The sequence below is a fragment of the Pedobacter miscanthi genome (assembly GCF_003315595.1).
GTDB lineage: Bacteria > Bacteroidota > Bacteroidia > Sphingobacteriales > Sphingobacteriaceae > Pedobacter > Pedobacter miscanthi.
This window is the reverse complement of sequence record NZ_QNQU01000015.1, coordinates 69,920-95,064: the sequence shown is the minus strand read 5'-3', so window position 1 is coordinate 95,064 and position 25,145 is coordinate 69,920. Positions and strand designations below refer to the sequence as shown.

Here is a 25,145-nt window from a genome sequence, read left to right as displayed (position 1 = left end):
CGCGTCAATCGGGTTTATTTAACAAAGCCAGGTGTATATCGGGCAATTAACAATGTGACTGATTAATTTAAAAATCTTTATCTTGTTTTTATTAATACAAAGGTTACATAGATTTTAAACGGGTGTTCGCATAAAAATCTACTTTTGATTTTTTGTATAACCATAACAAAACATGAAACGAATACTTATTTCTGCACTGATGTTGTTCATTTTTACTGCTTCCTTTGCCCAAAAATTTCACTGGAACAAAAACCAGGTAATTGCACACCGGGGTGCCTGGAAGAAAAATAATTTTCCTCAAAATTCCATTGCTTCTTTAAACGAAGCCGTAAAACTGGGTTGTTATGGTTCAGAATTCGATGTATGGATGACGGCAGATGGGGTTCTGGTAATTAACCACGATCCAGAATTTCAGGGTTTAACCATCGAGAAAGTTAGTTATAACGACTTATTGACTAAAACCATGAACAATGGCGAGAAAATCCCAACCTTGGAAGCCTACCTGCTGGAAGGTAAAAAACAGAAAACGACCAAACTGATTCTGGAGATAAAACCCTCTTTAATCAGTAAAGAACGCGGTATTGATGTTACCAATAAATGCGTAGAAATGGTACAGCGATTAAAAGTAACCGACTGGGTGGAGTACATTAGTTTTGATTACGATTACTGCAAACGTGTTTTAGCTTTATTGCCCAAAGCAAAGGTTGCTTATTTAAGGGGCGAAATCAGCGCTGAGCAAATGAAAGCAGATAAGTTAACAGGCGTTGATTATCACTATAGCGTATACCAAAAAGATAACTGGATAGAAAATGCACAGAAATTGGGTTTAACCGTAAATGCGTGGACGGTAAATGCAGTACCCGAAATGCAGTGGCTTTTGGCCCACAAGGTAGATTACATTACTACCAACGAGCCTGAATTACTTTTTGAAGAAATTAAAAAAACTCCCGTTGCACAAGGGTGGAAATTAAAGTGGGCTGATGAATTTGATGATGCCGGATTGCCATTAACTAAAAACTGGAGTTACGATGTGGGCGGAAAAGGCTGGGGGAATAAAGAACTTCAATATTATACAGATGCTGATAGCGCAAATGCCGTGGTTAAAAAAGGAAACCTGAATATTAACGTTATCAAAGCGGATAAAGATGCCAATCACTATACTTCGGCCAGGTTGGTAACCAAAAATAAATTTGATTTTAAATATGGCAGGGTAGAAGTACGTGCCATGTTGCCAAAAGGCAGGGGATTATGGCCTGCCATTTGGGCTTTACCAACCGACTGGAAATATGGCAGCTGGCCAAAAAGCGGCGAAATTGATATTATGGAGCATGTAGGTTACGATCCTGATAGTGTACACGGAACGGTACATACCGAAAAATTTAACCACGTAATCAAAACGCAGGTGGGTAAGGCTTTAAAAGTCGAAAATCCTTATACCAAATACCATGTTTATGCCATCGAATGGTTTGCCGATCGCATCGACTTCTTTATCGACGATCAAAAATACCTCACTTTTAACAATACCAAAAAAGGATCGGGCGACTGGCCTTTCGATCAGAATTTCCATATGATTTTAAATGTTGCAGTAGGTGGCGGCTGGGGCGGAAAAAAAGGTGTTGATAATACTATTTTCCCGGCGACCATGAAAGTTGATTATGTAAGGGTGTACCAGAAATAGAGGTTTATTTGTTCATTGCTTCATTATTGAGGTTAACTGGTTAATTGTTTAAATCGGTTAACTGAAAATTGGTTCATTCGTTCATTGGACATTTGTTTATTGGTGACTGCAAACTGGAAACTGTTTCATTGTTGGGTTAACTGGTTAATTGTTTAAATCGGTTAACTGAAAATTGCAAACTGCCAACTGAGAATTGCCACACTGCTCGATTGTTTTATTGTTGGATGAATGGCTTACTCGACTGTGGACGCTAGACTAAGGACTTTGGACTAAAAATCATAACTTGCGGTATCTAAGCTATATTGTATAATTTATGGACTCACGTAGAGAATTTTTAAAAAAAGCGGCCTTGTTTGCCGGGGCCACGGGCATGGCCAACACTTTGCCCAGTTCGGTACTAAAAGCCATGGCCATTAACCCAGAGCCGGGCAGCACCTTTTATGATGCAGAACACATTGTTTTTCTGATGCAGGAAAACAGGTCTTTCGATCACATGTTCGGTAAAATGAAAGGCGTACGCGGATTTAACGATCCACATCCACACATTCAGCCCGATGGTAACAAAGTTTGGTTACAAAAGGATGGTCAGGGTTACACTTATGCGCCTTTTCATGTCGACATTAATAAAACAAAAATTACCTGGCAGGGTGGTTTGCCCCACTCGTGGAACGACCAGGTTGCTGCACGTAATGGTGGTCGTTATGATAAATGGCTCCCGGTAAAAACACCTATGACTTTGGCTTATTACGATCGGAACGACATCCCTTTCTACTATGCCATGGCCGATGCCTTTACCATTTGCGATCAGCATTTTTGCTCATCACTAACCGGAACAACTCCAAACCGACTTTTCTTTTTTACCGGAACGATACGTGGAGAGAAAAGTGCAAACCGCGTAGCCGTGGTGAATAATGATCAGGCTGAATCGCAGAATAATGTATTTGTTGATTGGCCAACTTTTCAGGAAACTTTGGAAGATAACGGAATCGACTGGCGTATTTACCAGAACGAACTTTGGACATCAAAACTTCCTGAAGGTGAGATAGATGATTGGTTGGGAAATTATGGTGATAATCCTGTTGAATACATCAGCAGGCACAATGTTAAATTATCAGCTTATTTTAGAAAAAACGGTGATAATACCGTCAAGCCACCTTTAACAGCCAAAGAAGTTCAGGCAAAATATGATAAACTGTCGCAAAAGGAGAAAAATTTAGTCGATAAAGCCTTTACCACTAATATTTCGCAAAAAGATTACCTGGAACTGGAGCCTTTTACCTTCAAAAATGATCAGGGACAATCTGAAACTATAAATGTTCCAAAAGGGGATATTTTCCACCAGTTCAGAAAAGATGTTGACAGTGGAAAATTGCCAACGGTTTCGTGGCTGGTAGCCCCACAGCGTTTTTCAGACCATACCAGTTCGCCTTTGTACGGAACATGGTATGTAAGCGAAGCTTTGGATATTTTAACCAAAAACCCGGAGGTATGGAGAAAAACCATATTTGTTTTAACCTACGATGAAAATGATGGTTATTTCGATCATCAGCCACCTTTTGTGGTACCAAATCCTGATGATACGACCAGCGGAAAAGTTTCTCCCGGAATCAGTTATGCTACCGATTTCGAAGCCCGTAAGGGAAGTCCGATTGGCTTGGGCTACCGTGTACCTTTGGTAATTGCTTCGCCATGGAGCAAGGGCGGTTTTGTAAACTCGCAGGTTTTTGATCATACTTCTTCATTGATGTTTATGGAGAAATGGCTGGCCAAAAAAACAGGAAAAAACATTAAAAGCAATAATATCAGCGATTGGCGCAGAAACATTTGCGGCGATTTAACCTCGGTATTCAGGCCTTATAACGGCGAAGAAATTAAATCACCAGAACCCTTAAAACGTGATGTAGTTGTAACCAATATCGGTAATGCTAAAAATAAACCTGCACAAGTTGGCCCAACCGCTTTAAATAAAATTGAAGTAGCCAAAATCAATAAATTTGAGTCCTTTTCACGTGAAACATCTGTTCATGCACCAATGCAGGAAAACGGAACCAAACCTGCCTGTGCACTTCCATATCATTTAATGGTTGATGCAAATCTGGTAAATAACGAAATCGAACTTACCTTCCAATCCGCTAAAACTTTGTTTGGCAGTGAAACCGAAAGTATCGGTGCACCATTCAACATGAATACCATCGCTAAATTTAAAGGCGTGGCCGGAAAAACATGGGCTTATGCAGTAAAAGCTGGCGATACCCTGAAAGACAGTATCAAAATCGATGATTTCGATAGTGAAGCTTACGATTTAGCCATCAGTGGCCCGAATGGTTTTTACAGGTATTTTGCCGGAAGTAAAAAAAATCCTGCCGTTTCGATTAAAGCCTATCCCGAACAAAGTGGTTTGGTAAGTAAAAAACTTAACGGAAACCTGGTTTTTGCGATAGAAAATAAAAGCGCTGCTGTAATTACCCTGCAAATTATCGATAACAAATACAAAAGCGGCGTTAAAACGGTAAGTATGAAGCCGAAATCGAGTACAAATGTTGTACTTCATCTTGCTAAAAATGCCAATTGGTACGATTTCAGTGTATTACAGGCTGGTAACAGCATTTTTAAACAGCGTTATGCGGGCAAAATAGAAACCGGAGAAATTACCCAAACCGATCCATATATGGGGAACGCATAAAATATCCCCCTTTCTGGGGGATAGCATTTGAAAGAAATTATGTTTATTTTGTATGGTATGTGCAGTAAACTGTCTATAGTCAAAATAAATTTCATAATTTCTTTCATTTTGGTTTTTAGCCTCCGGCTATCTGCCCAAAGCTATAACTTTACCAACTACAGTTTAAAAGATGGTCTGCCGCAATCGCAGGTAATGTCCATTTATCAGGCTAACGACAGAACACTCTGGCTCGGAACGTTTGGTGGTGTAAGTAATTTCGACGGAAAAATTTTTACCTCCTATAGCAAAGCCGATGGATTGAGTTCTAATTCGGTAAACTGCATTCTTGAAGATAATCAGGGGCAGATTTATTTTGGAACCGAGGCTGGGATTAACAGTCTGAAAAAAGGAAAAATTACCACTATTTTTTCTGGGAAAAGTGTAAACAATCTTTTAAAAGATAAACAAGGCATCATTTGGGGAGTAACCGATCATAAACTTTTTAAAATTGAAAAAGGCAGGCATGTTTTTTATGCTGTAGGGGGCTTGTATGTAAATACGATTAATACCGATCAAAATGGAAATCTTTATGCCGCTGTTGCAGAAAAGGGAATTTATCAGCTCAAAAATAACAAATGGGTAATTTATCAGAAACTGCCGGCTCAATTAGGAGCACTCTCCATCAGAAAAGTTCTATTCGACAGGAGGATAAAGAACAAATTTTACCTGTTAACCTATCGTAGCGGTATTTATGTATCCGAAAATGGAGTGGTGAAACCATTTTTCAAAAATCCTAAAATCGACACCTATTATGCTATAGAACAGGATAACAAAGGAAATATCTGGATTGGGTCGGAAAAAGGTGCTTACCTTGTTCATGAAAATGGTACATCTATCTATTTCAATTCAGATAACGGACTGAGTGATAACCAGGTGAATGAAATTTTTAAAGATGCTGAAAATAACATCTGGATTTCCTGTTTCAGTGATGGAATTTATAAGTACGAGGGAGATGCCTTTATCCGTTACAATAAATTTAAAGGTCAGGATATTGCTTACCCGATCAGCGGGATCGCTGCAGATAAAAATGACAATTTATGGTTTGGAACCTACAATAAAGGCGTTTTTAAGTACGATGGTAAAAAAGTAGAGCAGATCAGTAATCCGGTTTTCAAGGATAAAAAAATCTATTTCGTTTATGCCGACAAGGCAAAAAATATCTGGATATCAACCTATGGTAATGGTGTTTGGAAATACGATGGACAAAAATTTTCGCAGGTATTAAAACCCGAACGTTTTGATAATAGTTGTATCGGTGAAGACAGTGAAGGCGGGATCTGGATCAACGGATTAAAATCTGCCACCTATTTAAAAGATGGTAAAATTGAAAAAATTACCGGGTTTGATGGATATTCTTCCTGCATTTTTCCTTACCCTTTAAGTAAGGATAGCGTACTGCTGGGCACCTCAAACGGTGTTACGCTAATCAGGAATAAAAAAATAGATCCTGGTTTTCAAATTAAAGCGCTCAACCATATACATATTTTAAGCATCATCAAACATGGTAATAACCTGGTTTTTGCTACGCTTGGCGATGGTATTATTACCTGGGATTTAAAAACAAAGGCCATTAAACGTTATGTGGTTGCCAATGGACTAAACTCCAACGATATTTACAGCCTTGCTATTGATAATAAAAACAATTTATGGGCAGGTACGGGCCGCGGAATAAATAAGTTAACCTATAACAAAACAGAACAGCATTACGAAGTTTTCAGGGATCAGCCGCTGGTTGTAGAGTGTAATCAAAATGCCATTATCAATTACAAAAACAATATCCTGGTAGGTACCATTAACGGATTGGTTAAATGCAATACTTCTCCAACAGACGAAAGCAAAAAAAGTCCGTTTATCCATATCCAGTGTATTAATATATTCCATAAAACCGACCGGTCAAAAGATTTGTGTCTTGATTTGAGCCAGAAGAAACAAGGCTTTTACAAATTAGATTATAGCCAGAACCACATTGCCATCAGCTTTAAAGGAGTTTATCTTACCAGCCCCTTAAGTGTGTTGTACCGGTATAAACTGGTAGGTATAGATAATGATTTCAGTAAACCTGTACCCAATACTGAGATCGAATATTCTGCCATTAAGCCCGGTAGTTACACTTTTCAGGTTTATGCCATCGCAAACGGTCAGCAATCTAATATAGAGCAGTTCAGTTTTACCATTGTACCGCCCATTTATGATACTGTTTTATTTAAGATCGGTGCATTTCTGGTATTGATATTTTTAATCTGGCTTATTTTTTACCTGATTTTTAAAACGCGCGAACGGAAGAAACACCAGTTTGAAAAACTGAAGCTGAAAGAACAGGAAAAAATAAGGAAACAGACCGCCGAAGATTTTCACGATGACATTGGCAATAAATTAACCAGGATAAATGTTTTATCGGAGATTTTAGATAAAAAGGTGAATGGTGCCGAAAAAGAGCAAAAAGAACTCATCCGTTTAATCAGGGAAAATGCGGGGCTGCTTTATACCGGAACAAAAGACATTCTTTGGGCGCTCGATCCGCACAGCGACAATCTGTTTGAGATTTTAGTGCACATTAAAAATTTCGGGATAGATTTATTCCAGAATACCGGCGTTGATTTTAAAATGGAAGGTGTGCTGCCCAAATACCAAAAACTGCAGCTATCAATGGAGTTTAACCGCAATCTCACTCTTATTTTTAAAGAAATGCTGAATAATGTTTTAAAGCATGCCAAGGCAACACAGGTACTGATTATGGTGATTGAAACCGATCACAATACCATCAATATTTTAACTACCGATGATGGGGAGGGGTTTGATCTCGAATCGGTGGAGCGGGGAAGAGGCTTAAACAATATTCAAACCCGTTGTAAACGGATAAAATCTACTTTTCAGATTTCTTCTGTTAAGGGAAAAGGCACTACCACCACAATTTCTACAAGAATTCCTGTCACAAAATAGCATAAAAGCCGTCTAACCTTTAAACACACCTTACACAATGAACCAAAGTTTACGAATTGTTTTAATAGAAGATGATGATATTATCAGGATGGGCTACCAATCGTTGCTGAACGAAGTAGAAGATTTCAATGTTGTAAACTCGTATGCTTCTTACGATCTGGCCAGGAAACATTTAGAAGCTGATCAACCGGATGTAATTTTGCTTGATATCCAGATGCCGGGCACCAACGGCTTACAGGCCTTACCCATTATCAAAAAGGCACTTCCCAATACCAATATCATTATTTTAACCGTTTTCGATTCGCCCGAACTGGTTTTCGAAGCCTTAACTATGGGCGCAGGCGGTTACCTTACCAAAAATTCGAGTGCTGCAAAAATTATAGATGCCGTTCGCGAGGTGAGTACCGGGGGCGGGGCCATGAGTACCAATGTAGCCAGGATTGTGATGCATTCTTTCCAAAAAAACCTCAATTCTCCGCTAACTAAAAGAGAAACCGAAATATTGGATAGGATTGCCAACGGACAAACCAAATCGCAGATTGCCAGCGATCTTTTTATCGATCAGGAAACGGTTAGGAGCCACGTAAAAAATATCTACATCAAACTCGATGTAAACTCTAAGGCCGATGCCATTAAAACCGCAAAAGAAAAACGGTTTATTTAAGCCATAACACTACCTTTTGAAAAAATAATGCTAAAATCACCCTTTTTGGGTGATCCTTCCCGTTCAATTTCAGTTTAATTTTACATCATACAATTAAACGCGGTAATGAACCAGTCTGCAAAATTATTTTACGTGCAAGTGAAGCAACTAAATGATGCAGACTCCTTCTATACCAATTGTTTAGGTATGCTTACCGAAAAAACCATGATCGCAGATCGGGAAAAAGGGATATTGGTTAGGGCCGATGATGAAACCAATATTTTTCTTTCGGAACGTAAGCACCAAAACCAGACCAATAAAATTGTATTAAACAGCGATGATTGTTTAGAAGATTATTGCAGGCTAAAATCGAGGGGTGTAATTTTTAAAAAAACACCGTCATATTTAAGCGAGGGTTTAAGTGTCGAATTTTCTGATCCTTATGGTAACGATTTTATCATTCTGGAGCAACGTAACTATAATGAAGATTAAACATGCGGTACGTAAAAGAATTGAGCAACAGAAATAAAATTATAAGCGAGAACACTTGCGAGGCGCTTTACGAACAGCAAAACGATGCTTATACCATCAAATTTGTTTTTAACGGCGCCGAAGACTGCGAAATAAACAAACGCAGGTTCTGCATTTACCCCGATACTTTTGCGGTGGTAAACGCAGGTACTAATTTCTGCAGCAAAATAGATTCGATTAACCCGGTAAATACATTTTCGGTTTCTTTTGGCGAAAATTTTATAAAAGATTTTCACCATACTTTCTCCAGCAGTAACGAAAGTTTACTGGATGGAAAAGAAGCCAAAGCAACTCCGGCATTTATCGAATCGCTATATCCTTTTACCGGCGATATGCGCTTTAACGTGCTGCACTTAAAAAAACAGCTTGATAAAGGATTAAAAGATGAAATGCTCATCAACGAATATATGTACCACTGCCTTTTAAACTATTATAAAATTTATGATAGAGAGGTGGTACAGAAACTGGATAAGCTGAGCTTTATCAAAACTAAAACCCGCGAAGAGGTTTTAAAAAGGTTAACACTGGCTAAAGAGTACATTAGCAGCAACTACAACCAGAATATTACGCTCGAAGATATTGCCGAGCAAGCCTGTTTGTCAGTTAATCACCTGCTCAGGACTTTTAAAGAGGCTTATGATACCAGTCCTTATCAGTTTTTAATGCAGTTGAGGTTAAACCGGGCCAAAGGATTATTACAAACCACAAGCTTTTCGTTAAATGAAATTGTGGGTTTGGTGGGTTTTGAATGCCCAAGTTCATTCATCAGGTTATTTAAAAATACATTCAACATTACCCCTTTAAAGTATAAGAAGAGTAAGTTGAATTAAATATAAATAGTGATTTCTGCATATTTTCTATATCAGGATGAAACTATTTTTGAAGCTCTTGCAGGACAATTTGTAGAAGTTTTTTCCTGTTTAGGTTAATAATGATTAAAAAAGCAAACTGCCAGGATTGGAGTTTGCTTTTTTGCGTTTAGGGCCACCCTTTTTTAAAACGGTGATTTTCGCACATTTTGGGGTTTTCACAGACTGTAAATTGCTTATTGATTTGGTTTCATGCATCCCGGCTAAAAACTAAAGAATAAACTAATTACTAACTATTTATTTCTCAACATGAAACAAAAATTACTATTGATTTTAATGGTGACGGTTTTGTCTTATTTTAATGCCCTTGCGCAGAATAAAACAATAACCGGAAAAGTGGTTGATGCAGACGATGGTTTGCCATTACCTGGTGTATCAATAAAAGTAAAAGGCACTACCCAATTAACCCAAACCACAGGGCTGGGAACATTTTCGATCGCTGTACCCGCAACTGCAAAAACTTTGGTGTTAAGCTACGTAGGTTATACTGAACAGGAAGTAGGCATAACCGGCGAAACATTAAACATACGTTTGGTTCCATCATCAAAAAACCTGCAGGATGTAATGATTATTGGTTACGGAACGATAAAGAAAGAAAACTTTACCGGATCGGCTGCAGTAGTTGATGGCGATGTTTTAAAAGACCGTCCGGTTACCTCTTTCGAAAAAGCGTTGCAGGGAGCAGCAGCAGGTGTGCAGGTTACCAGTGTATCTGGCCAGCCAGGCGCAACATCTACCGTGCGAATCCGCGGTGTAGGCTCTTTTTCTGCCTCGAGTACACCACTTTATGTGGTAGATGGTATTCCGATTACCAATGGCGATTTGAGTAATGTAGCACAAACATCGGATGTATTATCTACCCTTAATCCGAATGATATTGCCTCTTTAACCGTATTAAAAGATGCAACGGCTGCGGCCATTTATGGCTCAAGGGCTGCTAATGGTGTAGTGTTAATTACCACAAAACAGGGTAAAGCAGGTCAAACCAAATTAAACCTGAGCGCCTATACCGGTTACTCTTACCAGGCGGTTGATAAACCGGAGGTGATGGATGCCACACAATATTACAAAACTTATTGGGATGTATATTATGCACAGCGTTTGGCTGCCGGTTTAACTCCTGCAGCAGCAGCTACAGCCGCTAATGGATTAACCAATGGTAAATTGGTGGTAAACCCTTATAATACGGCTAATCCTTATGGGGCAAATGGTGTACTGGCCAATGGTGCAGCCTTGCTTTACGATACCGACTGGCGCGACGAAGTATTGCGCAGGGGGGTAACCAAAAATGTCGACCTATCGGCAAGCGGAGGTAACGAAAAAACCAAATTCTTTGTTTCTGGTGGATATTTTGAACAGAATGGTATTGTAATCCGTTCAGATTTTAAACGTTATTCGGGTAAATTCAATATTAATACCGATGTAACCGATTTCCTTAAAATCGGGATCAACAATAGTTTGGCCCGTACCGAGCAAAATACTCCGGCCGGAAGTACAGGATCTGATAACCCGGTTAACTTTGCCGATCAAACTGCAAACATTTATCCTTTATATGTGAGGGATGCCAACGGAAATGTGGTATATGATGCCACTGGAAATCCGGTTTATAACTACGTTAATCCCGTTACGCCTGATTTTAACCCTGTAGGTTTATCTAAATTAAACGAATACAATACCATCACCAACAGGGTTATCACAAGCCCTTATGCCGAAATTAAATTCTTAAAAGATTTTACGGCTAAAACCATGGTCGCTGTTGATTATATCAATAACCGCGAACGCCAGTTTTATAATATGGAACATGGCGATGGAGTAAGTGTTAAAGGCAGGGCATACCGCTATACTAAAGAAGATGTAACGGTTACTTTCCAGAACACCTTAACCTACGATAAAACATTTAATCTGCACAGCTTTAACGTATTGTTGGGTCAGGAGGCTTATCGCACCAAACAGGATTACATTTATGCCCAGGCTACAGGTTTTCCGTTTCCGGGTACCAATGAGTTAATTTCTGCATCAACCCCAAATACTACCCAGTCTTATTATACCCAAAAAAGGTTTGCGTCTTATTTCTCCAGGTTAACCTATAACTACAATACCAAATATTATTTATCGGCAAGTGTTAGGAGAGATGGTTCTTCTGTTTTTGGCGCCGATCATAAATATGGAACATTCTACTCTGTGGGTGGTGCATGGCGTATCGGAAGAGAAGATTTCCTTAAAAATGTAAACTGGCTCGACGAGTTAAAATTGAGAGCAAGTTATGGTACTACGGGTAACGACAGGATTGAGCGTTATGCTGCGCAGGGCTTATATGCACTGGGCAAAAATTACGAAGGTCAGTCAGGTATCAATTATTTCCAGTTACCAAACCCTGATTTGCGTTGGGAGCAAAACTCAACATTCGATTTAGGTTTAGAATTCGCCATTTTTAAAGGAAAATTAAGCGGTGAAGTTTCTTACTATAAACGAGGCTCAAAAGGCTTATTATTTGGCCAGCCGGTTTCGCAGTTAACCGGTTTCCGTACGCTAACCACCAATTTAGCCTCGATGGATAATTATGGTGTAGAGGTATTATTAAATGCAAATCCGGTAAAAACCAAAGATTTCGACTGGAATATCTCATTCAACATTACTTCGAACAAAAACAAGATCAACCAAATGACCCAGGCTGAGGTTATTGATACCGATGATCCAACCAAAAGATGGACTGTAGGAGGCAGCAGGTACGACTGGTATCTACGCGAGTATGCAGGTGTAGACCCCGCTGATGGAAAACCGATGTGGTATATGGACGAAGTGGTGAACGGGCAATCAACAGGAAACAGAATTACCACTAAAAACTGGTCAACAGCTACCAGGTACAATAATTTCGGATCCTCATTGCCTAAATTTACCGGTGGTTTTAACAATACCTTTAGGTACCAGCAGTTCGATCTAAGTGTATTCACTTATTTCTCTACGGGTGGAAAAATTTATGATACCCTTTATGGAAATTTAATGCACAGTGGTGCAAATGTGGGTAAACAATTATCGGTCGATAATTTTAACAGCTGGCAAAAACCGGGCGATATTACCGATGTACCTCGTTTTGTAATCAACAATACCGATCTGGGCAACAGCACATCTACCCGTTTCCTTTATGATGGATCTTTTATGCGTGTAAAAAACATTGCCTTGGGATACACATTGAAGAAAAACTGGTTAGAAGCCATTCATTTATCAACGCTTAGAATTTATGCAACCGCAGAAAACCCTTTCACGCTGGCAAAACATAAAGGAATGGACCCTGAATCGGCACTTACCGGCTTAACCAATAATGATATTCCGAATGTTAAAACGTTTACGTTGGGCCTTAATGTTGGATTTTAATTTAGATAAAAATGAAAAATATAAAAATATATAAAACCACCATTTACATCGGTACATTACTGTTATTGGTAAATTTGACCGCTTGTAAAAAAGAATTTCTTGAGGTAAGCCCTACCCAGCAGATCAATTCGAAGGAAGCATTTTCATCGCTGGCTAAAATTCAGGCGGCCATGACGGGTATTTACGATTTAACAACATTCTCCGGCTACACCAACAATATGATTTTAAGTGCCGATGTAAAAGGCAATGATGTTATGATTGTAAGCGGTGCCGCAAATTATAACCGTTTTGTAGCGCAATATCAGTTTATCGAAACCTCTAGCAATGGTGATGTGGGTGCCTGGTGGGAGTACAGTGGAAAAGTTATTGCTAATGCCAATCAGTTTGTTGCTAATATTCCAACTTCGCCGATCACCGATGCACAGAAAACCGAGTTTCTGGCAGAAGCCAGGGCATTAAGGGCTTATACCTATTTTTGGCTGATCCGTTGGTTTGCACAGCCTTATACCGTTAATCCTGATGCACTCGGTGTGCCTATTGTTAGAGGTCCGCTTGGCCCTAACGACCCAACACCGGGAAGGGATAAAGTAAAAGATGTGTATGCTTTTATTATTGACGATTTAAAATATGCCGAAACAAACCTGCCAGCAGGTAGAACAAGTGTTTACAGGATGACCAGAGCGGCCATTCAGGGTACTTTGGCCCGGGTATATTTAAACATGGGAAACTGGGCGGAGGCCAGCCGTTATGCAAAACTGGCACGTACAGGAAAACCACTAAGTACCGCTGCTGCATTGTTAACCGGTTTTAATACGGCTACTACCGAATGGATTTATGGCATCAACGTGCGTACAGATGATAATCAGGGCTTTCTGGCCGTATCATCTTTTTATGATCCGTATGATTCAGGATACTCCAGTTTTAGGGTAACCGACGACTTTTTTAACTCTTTTGCCGCAAATGACGAGCGTAAAAAGCAGTTTCTGGTAAAAAGCAGTCCAACTGCCGATCCCAGCACGGGCGCTTACAGAAGAAGAGGTGAGGGCTACCTGATCAATAAGTTCGATTTTACCACCACAACAGCAAATAACCAGGTTTTAATGCGTTCTGCAGAAATGTACCTGATCGAAGCTGAAGCCGAAGCAAGACTTAGCAATGAGCCGGCCGCTAAACAGGCTCTTTTAGCCGTACAGCAAAGGGCAGGGGTAGCAACCGTTGTTTCAGCTAACACTGGTGATGCCCTGATAGAAGAAATACTGTTGGAGCGCAACAAAGAATTATATGGCGAAGGACATAAGTTTTTTGATTTACTGCGTACTAAAAAAGGGGTAAACAGAACAGGTTCTACCGTACACTGGAAAATTGTGAATTTCCCGTCTGGTGATAACCGATTGGTTTCTCCGATACCTCAGTCAGAATTAGATGCAAATCCGGTATTAAAACCACAGCAAAACCCCGGATACTAATTTCTAAACATAATCATCCAAGCCCTTTTCAATTCATTTTGAAAAGGGTTTTTGTTTTTCATCACATTTTAGTTACCTCATCATTAAGGTGTTATCGGCATATTATTATTCTCCAATCCGGCCGAACTTTAATAAAAAAACACCAACAGTTATGAAACTAAAAGCTTTAGTGATTTTATTACTAGGTATTACAATCACCAATTATGCTGTGGCTGCAGAAAAACCAACAGCAAGCCACAAATCAGTGATCAATTATTATATGGACAGCTACATGAATTCTGATTACAAGAAATTAAAAGCTGTTTTAAGTGAGGATGCCGTTTTTACCTCAAATAGAGACATAAGGGTAATTAAACATAAAGCAAGTGAGGTATTAAGTCAGTTAAAAAAGAATGAGGGCGTAATACAACGTAATTGCAACATCAGTTCAACAATCGTTTCGGAAAGCGATGCGCTTGTAATTGCACGTGTGGATATTAATTACGAATTGTTTGACGGCGCACAACAAAACTTTGTAGTGATCGAAAAAAATAACGATGGCGACTGGAAAATTACCAATGTTTATAAAGTATTTCTTTCAGGTGAGAGCGAGGTGAAAAAGCTGGTTTCAACTTCCCGTTAAACAAAAAAGTCCTGGCCAAAACCGGGACTTTATATTTTTCTATATTTTTTCTTAAAAACTGATTGGTAATTCTACCTGTGTTCTATCCCAACCAACTACCAGGTTTGCACCGTCGTTAAGCGGAGTAAAAGTTAACGAGAAATATTCAACCGGTTTAGCCAATGTTTTTACCGGAACGTTTACCCTCACAATATCTTTTGATTGATTATAAGTAAAAGCGCCCCATTTATCGGTTTCGCTGTTTACAATAATCGTCCAGGTATCTTTATTCGGAATGGCAAATAAGCTGTAAGTACCGGCTTTTATTTTTTTGCCACCAATGCTTACTTTTTTAAAGAAGTGAACTTCTGTACTTTCATTGGCTCCAAAGCGCCAAACTGTTCCATATTGTTCTAATACACCAAAAATATCACGTCCTTTTTTCTGCGGACGCGAATAAACGATCTTTATAACAGGTTTTGTAAGGTCGCCAGCTTTAGCTTTAGGGGCATTGAGCGGAAAATATACAATATCTGCCGGACTTGGATCTGCAGCAGGAAATTTTACTTCAGCGGGACTTGGCTGCTGAGCCTTTGCGCTAAAGCATAAAAGAGCGAAAACAACAATGAAGATATTTTTCATTTGTAGGTTTTTGTTTTCTGTGGCAAACGATTAACGGCTCCCTTAAACCTAATGGCAGGGACTACCTAATTTCATCTGCTATGGAATTAATAGGTAAAAGTTAAAAGAAACTAGTATTTTCTTCCTTTAACAATGGCGTTTAAAAATAAGCCTGCACTTAGCAAACCAAAAACACCACCTAATAAGGCGAAAATATAGTTTTGCGTAATGATGGCTCCGGTTAAAACTCCGAAGAATAAACCTAAAGCATAATATAACCAGTTAAAATTATTGCTGCTGTTTTCTTGTACACTCATGTTTTTTGTTATTTGGAGGCAAAGTTAATATTTATTTTAAATTTTAATTTGCCAAATCACCCAATAATCCAATTAATTTATCAAACAAGGCTAATTAATAATGGATACAATGCAAGCACATAGTCATTACCCGAATCCGTTAGCTACCGGAATTATTTCCGGTTCTATCCTGCAGAAAGGATGCCTGAGTCAATTCTGCAATGAGCATTAAAATAAATAAAAGGCACCTTTTATCAAGATAATGTAAAAGAAGTGTACTTACATTTGGAAATTAATCAAACGATTGATTAATTTTGTGCCGTTAAAAAGAAATGAAAACAGAAAAAGTAGATAAAAAACAGGCCATTCTCGATGCAGCTGAAAAGCTGTTTTGCGAAACAGGGTATGAGGGAACTTCTACCCGCCAGATTGCCAAAGAATCTGGTGCGAACATGGCGATGATAAATTATTATTTCGGTTCGAAAGAAGGCGTTTTTATGGAGATCATGAACGAGCGTATTGCAGGTTTTGCATCTCAGTTAAAAATCATCAATGAAGATAAGATTTCGGCTCTGGAGAAATTGCACAGGGTTATAGAGGGCTATGTAAATAGGATCATGAGTAATATTGCATTCCATAAAATGATGCACCGCGAACTGTCTTTAACCCAAAGGCCCGAAATGTACGATAAGATTAAGGATGCCATGAGCCATAATATGCAGCTTATTGATCGCATTATTACCGATGGGATAGAAGATGGCACTTTTAACAAAGTAGATGTGCGGATGGTAATTGCAACCATTATGGGTACGGTAACCAATATTGTTATTGCCCCTCACAAAGTCATGTCGTGCTCTATTTTCGACCTGAACAATCCGAAAGACAAAAAAATTATTAAAGAGCGGGCAATAGCTCACTTACAAGATCTAACAACAGTTTATTTAACAACAAAAAGATGATACCCAAATCAATCCGATTAATGCTTGCGGCATCATTAGTTCCGGCGGCTTTATTTGCACAAAGCAGTAAGGAATTAAACATTAACCAGGCAATAGAACTTGGCATAGCCAATAGTAAAAATTTAAAACTCTCGCAGAACAAAATTGATCAGGCTGTTGCGAAGCTGGAGGTTGTAAAAGACAATGCCTTACCAACCGGTAATGCAAGTTTTATGTACAATCATGCTGAAATACCCACTACCACTTTTACCTTACCTGGTAGCGAATCATCACTCCACCTACCTAAAAGAGCAGATGCTTTTGTAGGAACGGCAGCTGTACAGGAACTGGTATACGGCGGCGGCAAATTAAAATATGCAAAAGAATCGACCAAGTTATTGGCCGAGGTTGCCCGTTTGGATGCCGATAAAAGTAAAGAAGAAATTACTTATGCGGTAATCAATACCTATTACTCTTTATATAAGGTTTTGCAGAGCAGAAAAGTAGTTGATCAGAATTTAGAATCAATCGCTGCCCAGATTAAACAGGCACAACGTTTCTTCGAACAGGGCATTGTAACCAAAAACGATGTATTGCGTTTCCAGTTGCAACAGGCCAATGTTACCCTAACGCAAATGGATATCGAAAGCAACCGCAAAGTTATCAATTACAACCTGGATATCCTTTTAGGTTTACCTGAAGATACCGAAGTTAAAATTGTTGACCCAACCCTTGGTTTAAAAACCCCCGGTTCGTTAAACGAATACATTGGCCAGGCTTTTGCTAACCGCCAGGAGTTAAAACAACTTGATATACAGAATAAAGTGGCTGATTTTAATGTTAAAACCATTAAAGCAAATACTTTACCTACGGTTGGCGTTGGTGCAAACTTATATTATATTAACCCAAGCGGCAATTTTATTCCACCGGCAAACCAATATTTAATGCCAGTTACATTAGGCGCTACGGTTTCGTGGAATTTCGGAAACCTTTGGACAAACAAAAACAAGGTAAGCCAGGCAAAAATCGAACAGAGTGAAATTACCATTCAGAAAGATATTTTATCTGATCAGGTAAAGACAGACATCAACAAAAATTTTCAGAATTACCAGGTAGCCATGAACAAAATCCAGGTTCTCGAAACTTCAATTGCACAGGCTACTGAAAACGATAAGTTACTGGCATCGAAATATAAAAATAATGTGGCTTCGGTTACCGACCGCATTGATGCAGAAACTTTATTATACCAGGCAAAAATAAACTTAGAAATAGCGAAGGCAGATGCAGGTTTGGCTTACTATACACTATTAAAATCAACAGGAAAAATAACGCAATAAATACAGCAATGACAACTGAAAAGAAAAAAAAGAACATAGTAGTACCCATCATTTTAGGTGTTTTACTAGTAATAGGTGTAATCTTCGGGATTACAGAATGGAATTATTATAGCAAACACGTAGATACGGATGATGCTCAGATTGATGGCGATATCAGTCCTGTTGTTGCTCGTGTTGGCGGTTATGTTAAAGACATTAATTTCGAAGAAAATACACATGTAACCGAAGGTCAGGTTTTGGTTAAACTTGATGATAATGATTACAAAGTGAAATTAGAGCAGGCACAATCTGGCCAAAAAGGCGCTACTGCCGGTGTTGGCGTTGCGCAATCTCAAATTATTGCAACTGAAGCAAATACAAGTACCGCAAAAGCAAACGTAGCAGCTGCAAGGGTTAAATTAAACTTAGCACAAAAAGATTACGACCGTTATGCGAACCTGGTAAAAGACGGATCGATTACCCAACAGGCTTTCGATCAGGCAAAAGCTTCAAAAGAATCTGCTCAGGCAGCTTATCAGGCAGCAACCGATCAATATAATGCTGCGGTTAAACAAGTGGGTACCACACAATCGCAACTGGCAGTAAGCAGCAATGTAATCAGCCAGCGCCAGAGTGATATCGATTTCGCAAAACTTCAGTTATCATACACTGATATCAAAGCACCTGCAACAGGTATCGTTTCTAAAAAGAATGTTCAAAAAGGACAATTGGTTCAGGCCGGTCAGTCTTTATTCTCTATCGTAAACGACGGAAGTATTTATGTAACGGCAAACTTTAAAGAAACCCAGCTCGAAAAAATCAGAGAAGGTTCTAAAGTAGAGATCGAAGTGGATGCTTATCCTGATCAAAAAATTCAGGGCGAAGTATATAACTTCTCACCAATTACTGGTGCAAAAGGATCTTTATTGCCTCCTGATAATGCCACAGGTAACTTCGTTAAAGTTGTTCAACGTGTTCCGGTAAAAATCAAAATCCATCCATCAAAAGAACTGTTGGCTAAATTACGCCCGGGTATGAGCGTTAAAGCTTCAGTATCTACTAAATAATAAATTAAAATGGCCGAAGTAGGTTTAAAAAAGTGGATTATTACGTTTACGGTAATCACAGCTTCTTTGTTGGAGCTGATTGATACAACTATCGTAAACGTGGCAATACCACAGATACAGGGAAACCTGGGCGCCACCCTCGAGGATGTTGCCTGGCTTTCTACAGGCTATGCGGTAGCAAACGTTATCGTTTTGCCAATGTCGGGCTGGTTGGGTAACCGGTTTGGCAGGAAAAATTACTTTCTTACCTCCATCATCGTTTTTACACTCGTTTCCTTTTTATGCGGAAACGCCACCTCACTGGGCGAACTGGTTCTTTTCAGGATTATCCAGGGTTTGGCCGGAGGGGGATTAATTTCGACCGCGCAGGCGATTTTAATTGAAACCTGGCCACGCGAAGATGTGGGTATTGCAACCGCCCTTTTTGGTTTGGGTGCAGTAGTTGGACCAACCGTTGGACCAACCATTGGTGGATATATTTTGGATATCAGTTCATGGCCGTGGATTTTTTATGTGAACATTCCCGTCGGAATACTCGCGGCCTACTGTACATATTCCTTTGTGCGGGCCACCCCGAAAGAAGGGCAGGGTCAACCTGTCGATTGGTGGGGTATCGCCTTATTGGCTATTGCAGTAGGTAGTTTACAAACCGTGCTGGAAAAAGGAGAAAGCGAAGATTGGTTTGCTACTCCATATATTACAGCTCTCGCGGTAGCGTCAGTATTCGGATTATTGCTTTTCATCTGGAGGGAAATGAGTACCGACCACCCGATTGTGAACTTTAAAATTATGCGCCACCGCAGTTTTGCTGTGGGTATGTTTACGTCCTTTGTACTCGGGTTTGGTTTATATGGTTCCGTATTCGTGTTCCCCGTATTCTGTCAGAACCTGTTGGGTTTTTCGGCACTCCAAACCGGAGAGCTGTTATTCCCGGGCGGTTTGTGTACCATTGTAATGATGCCTTTTATCGGTATTATGCTTAAAAAAGGTATCCCTGCACAGTTTATGGCAACAGGAGGGATGTTTCTGTTCTTCGTTTTCTGCTGGATGTTGAGCAACTCTACCCTGCAGTCAGGAACTAAAGATTTCTTTTTACCGTTGATGATCAGGGGTGTGGGTATGGCCCTGTTGTTTGTGCCTTTAACCACCCTGGCTATCCAGGACCTTAAAGGACCAGAAATTGGTCAGGGATCGGGTTTAAATAACATGATGCGCCAGTTAGGCGGATCGTTCGGTATCGCAGCCTTAACCACGTTGATCCACCTTCGTTCAGGATTTCACAGAAGTAATCTCTTAACTACTTTTAATGATTATAACCCGGCTTTTGTAGAACGCTTTAATATCCTGATCAAAGGATTTATGGCCAAGGGGCAAACCTTGTTCGATGCAAAAATTATGGCAGCAAAAGCAATGGAAGGAATTGTAACCCGACAAACCATGTTGCTTACTTATGATGATGCTTATTGGGTTGCAGGATTGATTATGTTGTTCTCAATTCCGTTACTTTATCTTCAAAAGTTTAAGAAAAATGCAAACATTCCGACTGATGTGCATTAAAATTTGTAAAGAAATAGCCTAAATAATGGCAAAAAACAAAAACAGCCGGTGTATTTTATTACATCGGCTGTTTTAACCCAAAAAATTAACAATCAATGCAATGCCCTTAAACATTGCAAATGTTCTTACTTAACTACATAGTAGCCAAATAAGATTCTAAAATTAAAATTTATTCTACAATTTTCCAAATTGTAAGCCTTAGAATTTTAATACCTTATGCATTTTTTGTAGTATTACGGTATACAAAACTATTGCATAAGCTATGCCCAAACTTCGTCTGACTACACAACGAGAATCTATTTTTAATAATGAGGTAATCTCAAAATTCGAACTATTTAACAGCTTATTTCTCACTTTGCCTTTTTATAAAATTAAGGATACCGGAACATTGCTTCCCTTATTTTTTAAAAGCTGTGAAGAAGGTATTGTAAATGGAGAAAAGCCTGCACAGATTATCGAGCAATTTTTTGCCAAGTATACCAGTTATACCGATCGTAAGGATATTATTGATTTGCTTTTCCGTTTTATCCAGTATATTGAGCGCCAGGTGGTGCTTTTTGATGCTGTAGAAGATGCTTCTTTTACCAAATTGAATACTACCGACGAACAAAGTACATTAGCTTTTATTTTAAAGAAAAATGCGGATAATAAACCTGTGCTGGCCAAAATTGAAAAGCTGATTGATGAACTTTCACTTCGTTTAGTTTTAACTGCGCACCCCACCCAGTTTTATCCGGGCAGCGTATTGGCCATTATTACCGATTTAACCAAAGCCATCAGGGATAACGATATTATTTCGATGAACTCGCTTTTGCAGCAATTAGGTAAAACGCCGTTTTTTAATAAAAAATCGCCAACGCCGGTTGATGAAGCCTTAAACCTGGCCTGGTTCCTCGAAAATACCTTTTATTTTGCTGCGGCAAACATTCAGGAAGAAATCGACCAGAATCTGGACGAATATAACCTCGAAACCAAGAAAATTTTAGAACTCGGTTTCTGGCCGGGTGGCGATAGAGACGGAAATCCGAATATCCATGCCGATACCACTTTAGAAGTTTCTAAAATGTTGCGCCAGATCCTTTTCCGTTGTTACTATCGTGATTTTAGGGTAATTAAACGTCGTATCACTTTCAGGGGGGTTGAAGAAAATATTGCAAAGTTGCACGATGTACTTTATCAGAATGCCTTTGATCAGACCTGCGAACTGCACGATATTTCTGATGAATTGCGCGATAACCTCAATAAAATTAAAGAAACATTACTGGCAGAACACGATGGTTTATTTGTGGATCTGGTGAATGACCTGATCCGTAAAATAGATTTATATGGCAATTATTTTGCTTCGCTGGATATCCGCCAGGATAGCCGTGTGTTGAGGAGTGTACATGCCTATTGCCGTGAAAATAAACCGATTTCTTCTTTATACCCTGCCGATTATGATAAACTATCGGAAGCAGAAAAACTGAAACTGATTTCGTTTAAAGAAGCAACTATTGTTTATGCAAGTGAACCTGATGCTTTAATTGAGGATACCATTCAGGTTATCAAAGAAATTAAAGGTATCCAAAAGCGAAACGGCGAAAAAGCCTGTCACCGTTTTATTATCAGTAACTGCCAGCAGGCAAGTGATATTTTACAATTGATCGAACTTTTCCTTTGGAACGGTTGGAGCAAGGAATCACTAACAATCGATTTTGTGCCCCTTTTCGAAACTGTTAACGATTTAAAAGGTGCTGCAGAAATTATGGATACTTTATATAGTAATCCATTTTATAAAGCGCATTTAGCCAGCCGCGGAAATAAGCAGGATATTATGCTTGGTTATTCCGATAGTACAAAAGATGGTGGTTATTTAATGGCCAACTGGTCTATTTTTAACGGAAAAACATCACTTTCTGCAGTTTCAGCCAAACATAGTATTCAACTGGCATTTTTTGATGGTCGTGGCGGTCCACCTGCACGTGGCGGAGGTAAAACACACCGTTTTTATGCCTCAATGGGTAAAGAAATTGCTAATAAAAACATGCAGTTAACCGTTCAGGGGCAAACCATCAGTTCGCAGTACGGTTCGGTAGAAAGTGCCGAATTTAATATCGAACAGTTGATCAACGCAGGATTAACCTCTGGTTTGAAAGAAAAACATAACATTCTTTTAGATCCTGAAAATAAAGCCTTGCTTGATGGAATGGCCGAAGAAAGTTATAAAGCTTTTGTTGACCTGCGCGAACATCCTTTGTTTGTAAGTTATTTAGAGAAATTATCTCCTTTAAAACTATTATCACAGGCGAATATCAGCAGTCGCCCGGTAAAAAGAAACGGTGGTGGCGAAATGAAACTCGAAGATTTAAGGGCTATCAGTTTTGTAACTGCCTGGAGCATGCTAAAACAGAATGTACCTGGTTTTTACGGCATGGGAACCGCATTAAGCAGTCAGGAAAAGGCTGGTAACTGGGCCAAAGTGGTTAAGGTTTACGAAGATTCTGATTACCTGAAAACCATCGTTGATAACTGTATGATGAGTATGAGCAAATCGGACTTTGTAATTACAGCCCATTTAGCCAACGACAAAGGGTTTGGGGCTTTTTGGACTCAACTACACAATGAGTTTAAATTAACCAAAGAGATGCTTTTAAAACTATCAGGACAATCAACTTTGATGGCCAATTATCCTGTAGATAAAAAATCGATCGCTACCCGCGAAAAGATTATTTTACCATTGGTTTTGATCCAGCATTTCGCTTTAGAGAAACTGCAGCACGATCAGAACGAGAAAGATCAGCACGCCTTAGAAAAACTTGCGGTAAGAACGGTATTCGGTATCGTAAATGCCGGTAGAAATTTGGCATAATCTCGAAAAATGTTTGCGCTCGTTTCCAAACGAGCGCATAAATAGCAAAATGATTCTATCGTTTGTAAACGATAAACTATTCAACGCTCGTTAGAAACGAGCGTTAGCACCTCATTCTTTATCCAAGGTCTGTGTCCTCACAGACCTTTTTTTATTATTGGGCTGTCATTCTCAAAGCTTCGTCATTTCGAGCGAAGTACAACGAAGTCGAGAACCACGCAGTGCTCAGCGAAGCTAAATCTGCCTCGAGATAGATCTCTCCGCTCCACTGCGTTTCGGTCGAGATGACGGTTTTAGTTTAGGGCAATCAATAGAAGTTTAAGTTTTGGCAATGATGAAATCGCGTATAGACAAAAAATCCCCTGCAGATTTTCATCAGCAAGGGATTTTATATTTCGAAAAAGCGAGATTAAGCTTTAAGACGATTACCGATCAATCGAACCCATCACTTTTTGGCCGAAAGCATTTAATGCATCTTTTTCGGCAGCACCTTCACTAACCATCTGGTGTACTTCTAAGGCACCACAGATATTGGTAATCATTTCGCCAGCCACATCAACCTCGTGCTCACTAACGCCTCTAAATTCGCAGAAAGCTTCTAAAACCTCTAAAGTGGTCTCCAGTTGTGCCGGAGTAGTGTTTTGAAACAATTGTCTTATAACCGGAATCTTCATTACTTTATCTTGTTAAATAGTTCAATTAAACCTTCTGCTTTGTTGGTTTGCACCTGATCTACCAAATTGCCACCTTCAAAAGCTGCGAAAGTTGGTAAATTATCAACGTTTGCAAATTTGCGTGAGTTCGGAAGTTTTTCGGCATCAACAATCAGGAAAGCTACATCTTCATTTTCCGAAGCCAGTTTTTTAAACTTAGGTTTCATGATCCTGCAGTTTCCGCACCACGATGCAGCGTACTGAACCATCACCTTTGAGTTATCGGCCAGGTATTGTTGAAGATTATCTTCTGTTAATTCTAAAAACATAACGTTTTGTTTAATTAGTTAGCAGCTAAATATTCAGCTACGCCAGTTCTGTTCGCGTTCATTGCTTCTTTTCCTTCTTCCCAGTTTGCAGGACAAACTTCGCCGTGTTTCTGAACGTGAGCATAAGCATCAATTAAACGTAAATATTCTTTAACGTTTCTGCCTAGTGGCATATCGTTAACACTTTCGTGGAAAACTTTACCGGTTTCGTCGATTAAATAAGTAGCTCTGAAAGTTACGTTAGAACCTGAGAAAGATTCGTTTCCTTCTTCATCGTAGTTAACTTCCTGATCTAAAATATCAAGGATACCAGATAATTGTCTGTGGGTATCAGCTAAGATCGGGTAAGTAACACCTTCAATACCGCCATTATCTTTTGGCGTATTTAACCATGCGAAGTGAACTTCGTTGGTATCGCAAGATGCACCGATTACAATCGTATTTCTTTTTTCAAATTCAGGTAAAGCAGCCTGGAAAGCGTGTAATTCTGTAGGGCAAACGAAAGTAAAATCTTTTGGATACCAGAATAATAACACTTTGCTATTTTTGTTTACAGCCTCTTCAAATACATTGATTTTCAAGTCATCACCCATGTCTGACATTGCATCAATACTAACACTCGGGAATTTTTTACCTACTATTGCCATAATTTTTTGTCTTTAATTTTGTTGGCACAAAGGTAAGGCTAAAAGAGGTGT

At 39.2% G+C, this 25,145-nt stretch carries 19 protein-coding genes; 14 read left to right on the top strand and 5 right to left on the bottom strand.

The annotated features are described in order from the left end of the window. Positions 1 to 172 precede the first annotated feature (172 nt). The 9 genes from DRW42_RS17555 (at position 173) to DRW42_RS17515 (ending at position 14,843) form a co-directional block, all read left to right on the top strand. Positions 173 to 1,678: a glycerophosphodiester phosphodiesterase family protein gene (locus DRW42_RS17555; RefSeq protein WP_113950136.1), complete on the top strand. Its 1,506-nt coding sequence runs from the start codon at positions 173 to 175 to the stop codon at positions 1,676 to 1,678. 313 nt (positions 1,679 to 1,991) lie between these two features. Further along, positions 1,992 to 4,361 carry a phosphocholine-specific phospholipase C gene (locus tag DRW42_RS17550; RefSeq protein WP_113950135.1) on the top strand — a complete coding sequence of 790 codons (2,370 nt, stop codon included), beginning with the start codon at positions 1,992 to 1,994 and terminating at the stop codon, positions 4,359 to 4,361. A 108-nt stretch (positions 4,362 to 4,469) separates the two neighbouring features. Then, positions 4,470 to 7,340, top strand: a complete 2,871-nt coding sequence (locus tag DRW42_RS17545; protein WP_158544364.1) for a ligand-binding sensor domain-containing protein — start codon at positions 4,470 to 4,472, stop codon at positions 7,338 to 7,340. Between the two features lie 37 nt (positions 7,341 to 7,377). Further along, positions 7,378 to 8,004 (top strand): response regulator transcription factor, encoded by a 627-nt coding sequence (locus tag DRW42_RS17540; protein WP_113950133.1) that lies wholly within the window; start codon positions 7,378 to 7,380, stop codon positions 8,002 to 8,004. A 138-nt stretch (positions 8,005 to 8,142) separates the two neighbouring features. After that, on the top strand, positions 8,143 to 8,475 hold the full coding sequence (locus DRW42_RS17535; protein WP_158544363.1) for a VOC family protein: 333 nt from the start codon (positions 8,143 to 8,145) through the stop codon (positions 8,473 to 8,475). A gap of 2 nt (positions 8,476 to 8,477) precedes the next feature. Next, positions 8,478 to 9,344, top strand: coding sequence for a helix-turn-helix transcriptional regulator (locus DRW42_RS17530; protein WP_113950131.1), 867 nt, complete (start codon positions 8,478 to 8,480; stop codon positions 9,342 to 9,344). A 288-nt stretch (positions 9,345 to 9,632) separates the two neighbouring features. After that, positions 9,633 to 12,755 carry a SusC/RagA family TonB-linked outer membrane protein gene (locus DRW42_RS17525; RefSeq protein ID WP_113950130.1) on the top strand — a complete coding sequence of 1,041 codons (3,123 nt, stop codon included), beginning with the start codon at positions 9,633 to 9,635 and terminating at the stop codon, positions 12,753 to 12,755. A gap of 11 nt (positions 12,756 to 12,766) precedes the next feature. Beyond that, positions 12,767 to 14,221 carry a RagB/SusD family nutrient uptake outer membrane protein gene (locus DRW42_RS17520; protein WP_113950129.1) on the top strand — a complete coding sequence of 485 codons (1,455 nt, stop codon included), beginning with the start codon at positions 12,767 to 12,769 and terminating at the stop codon, positions 14,219 to 14,221. A 151-nt stretch (positions 14,222 to 14,372) separates the two neighbouring features. Next, the gene (locus DRW42_RS17515) at positions 14,373 to 14,843 is read left to right on the top strand and encodes a nuclear transport factor 2 family protein (protein ID WP_113950128.1); all 471 of its coding nucleotides are present in this window, start codon (positions 14,373 to 14,375) and stop codon (positions 14,841 to 14,843) included. A gap of 51 nt (positions 14,844 to 14,894) precedes the next feature. Here DRW42_RS17515 and DRW42_RS17510 read toward each other — a convergent pair whose 3' ends face one another. Both DRW42_RS17510 and DRW42_RS17505 read right to left on the bottom strand, forming a co-directional pair. Then, positions 14,895 to 15,464 carry a DUF2911 domain-containing protein gene (locus DRW42_RS17510; protein WP_113950127.1) on the bottom strand — a complete coding sequence of 190 codons (570 nt, stop codon included), beginning with the start codon at positions 15,462 to 15,464 and terminating at the stop codon, positions 14,895 to 14,897. A 110-nt stretch (positions 15,465 to 15,574) separates the two neighbouring features. Continuing rightward, positions 15,575 to 15,760 carry a hypothetical protein gene (locus tag DRW42_RS17505; RefSeq protein ID WP_047799688.1) on the bottom strand — a complete coding sequence of 62 codons (186 nt, stop codon included), beginning with the start codon at positions 15,758 to 15,760 and terminating at the stop codon, positions 15,575 to 15,577. A 311-nt stretch (positions 15,761 to 16,071) separates the two neighbouring features. On the opposite strand from DRW42_RS17505, the gene DRW42_RS17500 reads away from it, so the two are divergent. The 5 genes from DRW42_RS17500 (at position 16,072) to DRW42_RS17480 (ending at position 23,465) form a co-directional block, all read left to right on the top strand. Then, positions 16,072 to 16,698: a TetR/AcrR family transcriptional regulator gene (locus tag DRW42_RS17500; protein WP_113950126.1), complete on the top strand. Its 627-nt coding sequence runs from the start codon at positions 16,072 to 16,074 to the stop codon at positions 16,696 to 16,698. Further along, entirely contained in the window at positions 16,695 to 18,014 is a 1,320-nt protein-coding gene (locus DRW42_RS17495; protein ID WP_113950125.1) for a TolC family protein, read from the top strand. The genes DRW42_RS17500 and DRW42_RS17495 overlap by 4 nt, the downstream gene beginning before the upstream one ends. 8 nt (positions 18,015 to 18,022) lie before the next feature. Next, positions 18,023 to 19,060: an HlyD family secretion protein gene (locus DRW42_RS17490; RefSeq protein ID WP_113950124.1), complete on the top strand. Its 1,038-nt coding sequence runs from the start codon at positions 18,023 to 18,025 to the stop codon at positions 19,058 to 19,060. A gap of 9 nt (positions 19,061 to 19,069) precedes the next feature. Then, positions 19,070 to 20,617: a DHA2 family efflux MFS transporter permease subunit gene (locus DRW42_RS17485; protein WP_113950123.1), complete on the top strand. Its 1,548-nt coding sequence runs from the start codon at positions 19,070 to 19,072 to the stop codon at positions 20,615 to 20,617. A 262-nt stretch (positions 20,618 to 20,879) separates the two neighbouring features. Then, positions 20,880 to 23,465 carry a phosphoenolpyruvate carboxylase gene (locus tag DRW42_RS17480; protein WP_113950122.1) on the top strand — a complete coding sequence of 862 codons (2,586 nt, stop codon included), beginning with the start codon at positions 20,880 to 20,882 and terminating at the stop codon, positions 23,463 to 23,465. Between the two features lie 425 nt (positions 23,466 to 23,890). On the opposite strand, the gene DRW42_RS17475 is transcribed toward DRW42_RS17480, so the two are convergent. The 3 genes from DRW42_RS17475 to DRW42_RS17465 are packed head-to-tail and all read right to left on the bottom strand — an operon-like array spanning position 23,891 to position 25,094. After that, positions 23,891 to 24,139: a DUF6952 family protein gene (locus tag DRW42_RS17475; RefSeq protein ID WP_010599336.1), complete on the bottom strand. Its 249-nt coding sequence runs from the start codon at positions 24,137 to 24,139 to the stop codon at positions 23,891 to 23,893. Continuing rightward, positions 24,139 to 24,447: a thioredoxin family protein gene (locus DRW42_RS17470; RefSeq protein ID WP_109925589.1), complete on the bottom strand. Its 309-nt coding sequence runs from the start codon at positions 24,445 to 24,447 to the stop codon at positions 24,139 to 24,141. Before DRW42_RS17470 ends, DRW42_RS17475 begins: the two co-directional genes overlap by 1 nt. A gap of 14 nt (positions 24,448 to 24,461) precedes the next feature. After that, a complete protein-coding gene (locus tag DRW42_RS17465; protein WP_039479644.1) occupies positions 24,462 to 25,094 on the bottom strand; it encodes a peroxiredoxin in 633 nt (210 codons plus the stop codon). Positions 25,095 to 25,145 lie beyond the last annotated feature (51 nt).

Excerpts from the sequence above, each read along its gene's own strand:
- DRW42_RS17470 (WP_109925589.1), bottom strand. The coding sequence starts at position 24,447 with ATGTTTTTAGAATTAACAGAAGATAATCTTCAACAATACCTGGCCGAT.
- DRW42_RS17540 (WP_113950133.1), top strand. The coding sequence starts at position 7,378 with ATGAACCAAAGTTTACGAATTGTTTTAATAGAAGATGATGATATTATC.
- DRW42_RS17490 (WP_113950124.1), top strand. The coding sequence starts at position 18,023 with ATGACAACTGAAAAGAAAAAAAAGAACATAGTAGTACCCATCATTTTA.
- DRW42_RS17555 (WP_113950136.1), top strand. The coding sequence starts at position 173 with ATGAAACGAATACTTATTTCTGCACTGATGTTGTTCATTTTTACTGCT.
- DRW42_RS17515 (WP_113950128.1), top strand. The coding sequence starts at position 14,373 with ATGAAACTAAAAGCTTTAGTGATTTTATTACTAGGTATTACAATCACC.
- DRW42_RS17485 (WP_113950123.1), top strand. The coding sequence starts at position 19,070 with ATGGCCGAAGTAGGTTTAAAAAAGTGGATTATTACGTTTACGGTAATC.
- DRW42_RS17520 (WP_113950129.1), top strand. The coding sequence starts at position 12,767 with ATGAAAAATATAAAAATATATAAAACCACCATTTACATCGGTACATTA.
- DRW42_RS17475 (WP_010599336.1), bottom strand. The coding sequence starts at position 24,139 with ATGAAGATTCCGGTTATAAGACAATTGTTTCAAAACACTACTCCGGCA.
- DRW42_RS17505 (WP_047799688.1), bottom strand. The coding sequence starts at position 15,760 with ATGAGTGTACAAGAAAACAGCAGCAATAATTTTAACTGGTTATATTAT.
- DRW42_RS17525 (WP_113950130.1), top strand. The coding sequence starts at position 9,633 with ATGAAACAAAAATTACTATTGATTTTAATGGTGACGGTTTTGTCTTAT.
- DRW42_RS17510 (WP_113950127.1), bottom strand. The coding sequence starts at position 15,464 with ATGAAAAATATCTTCATTGTTGTTTTCGCTCTTTTATGCTTTAGCGCA.
- DRW42_RS17530 (WP_113950131.1), top strand. The coding sequence starts at position 8,478 with ATGCGGTACGTAAAAGAATTGAGCAACAGAAATAAAATTATAAGCGAG.
- DRW42_RS17495 (WP_113950125.1), top strand. The coding sequence starts at position 16,695 with ATGATACCCAAATCAATCCGATTAATGCTTGCGGCATCATTAGTTCCG.
- DRW42_RS17550 (WP_113950135.1), top strand. The coding sequence starts at position 1,992 with ATGGACTCACGTAGAGAATTTTTAAAAAAAGCGGCCTTGTTTGCCGGG.
- DRW42_RS17500 (WP_113950126.1), top strand. The coding sequence starts at position 16,072 with ATGAAAACAGAAAAAGTAGATAAAAAACAGGCCATTCTCGATGCAGCT.
- DRW42_RS17465 (WP_039479644.1), bottom strand. The coding sequence starts at position 25,094 with ATGGCAATAGTAGGTAAAAAATTCCCGAGTGTTAGTATTGATGCAATG.
- DRW42_RS17480 (WP_113950122.1), top strand. The coding sequence starts at position 20,880 with ATGCCCAAACTTCGTCTGACTACACAACGAGAATCTATTTTTAATAAT.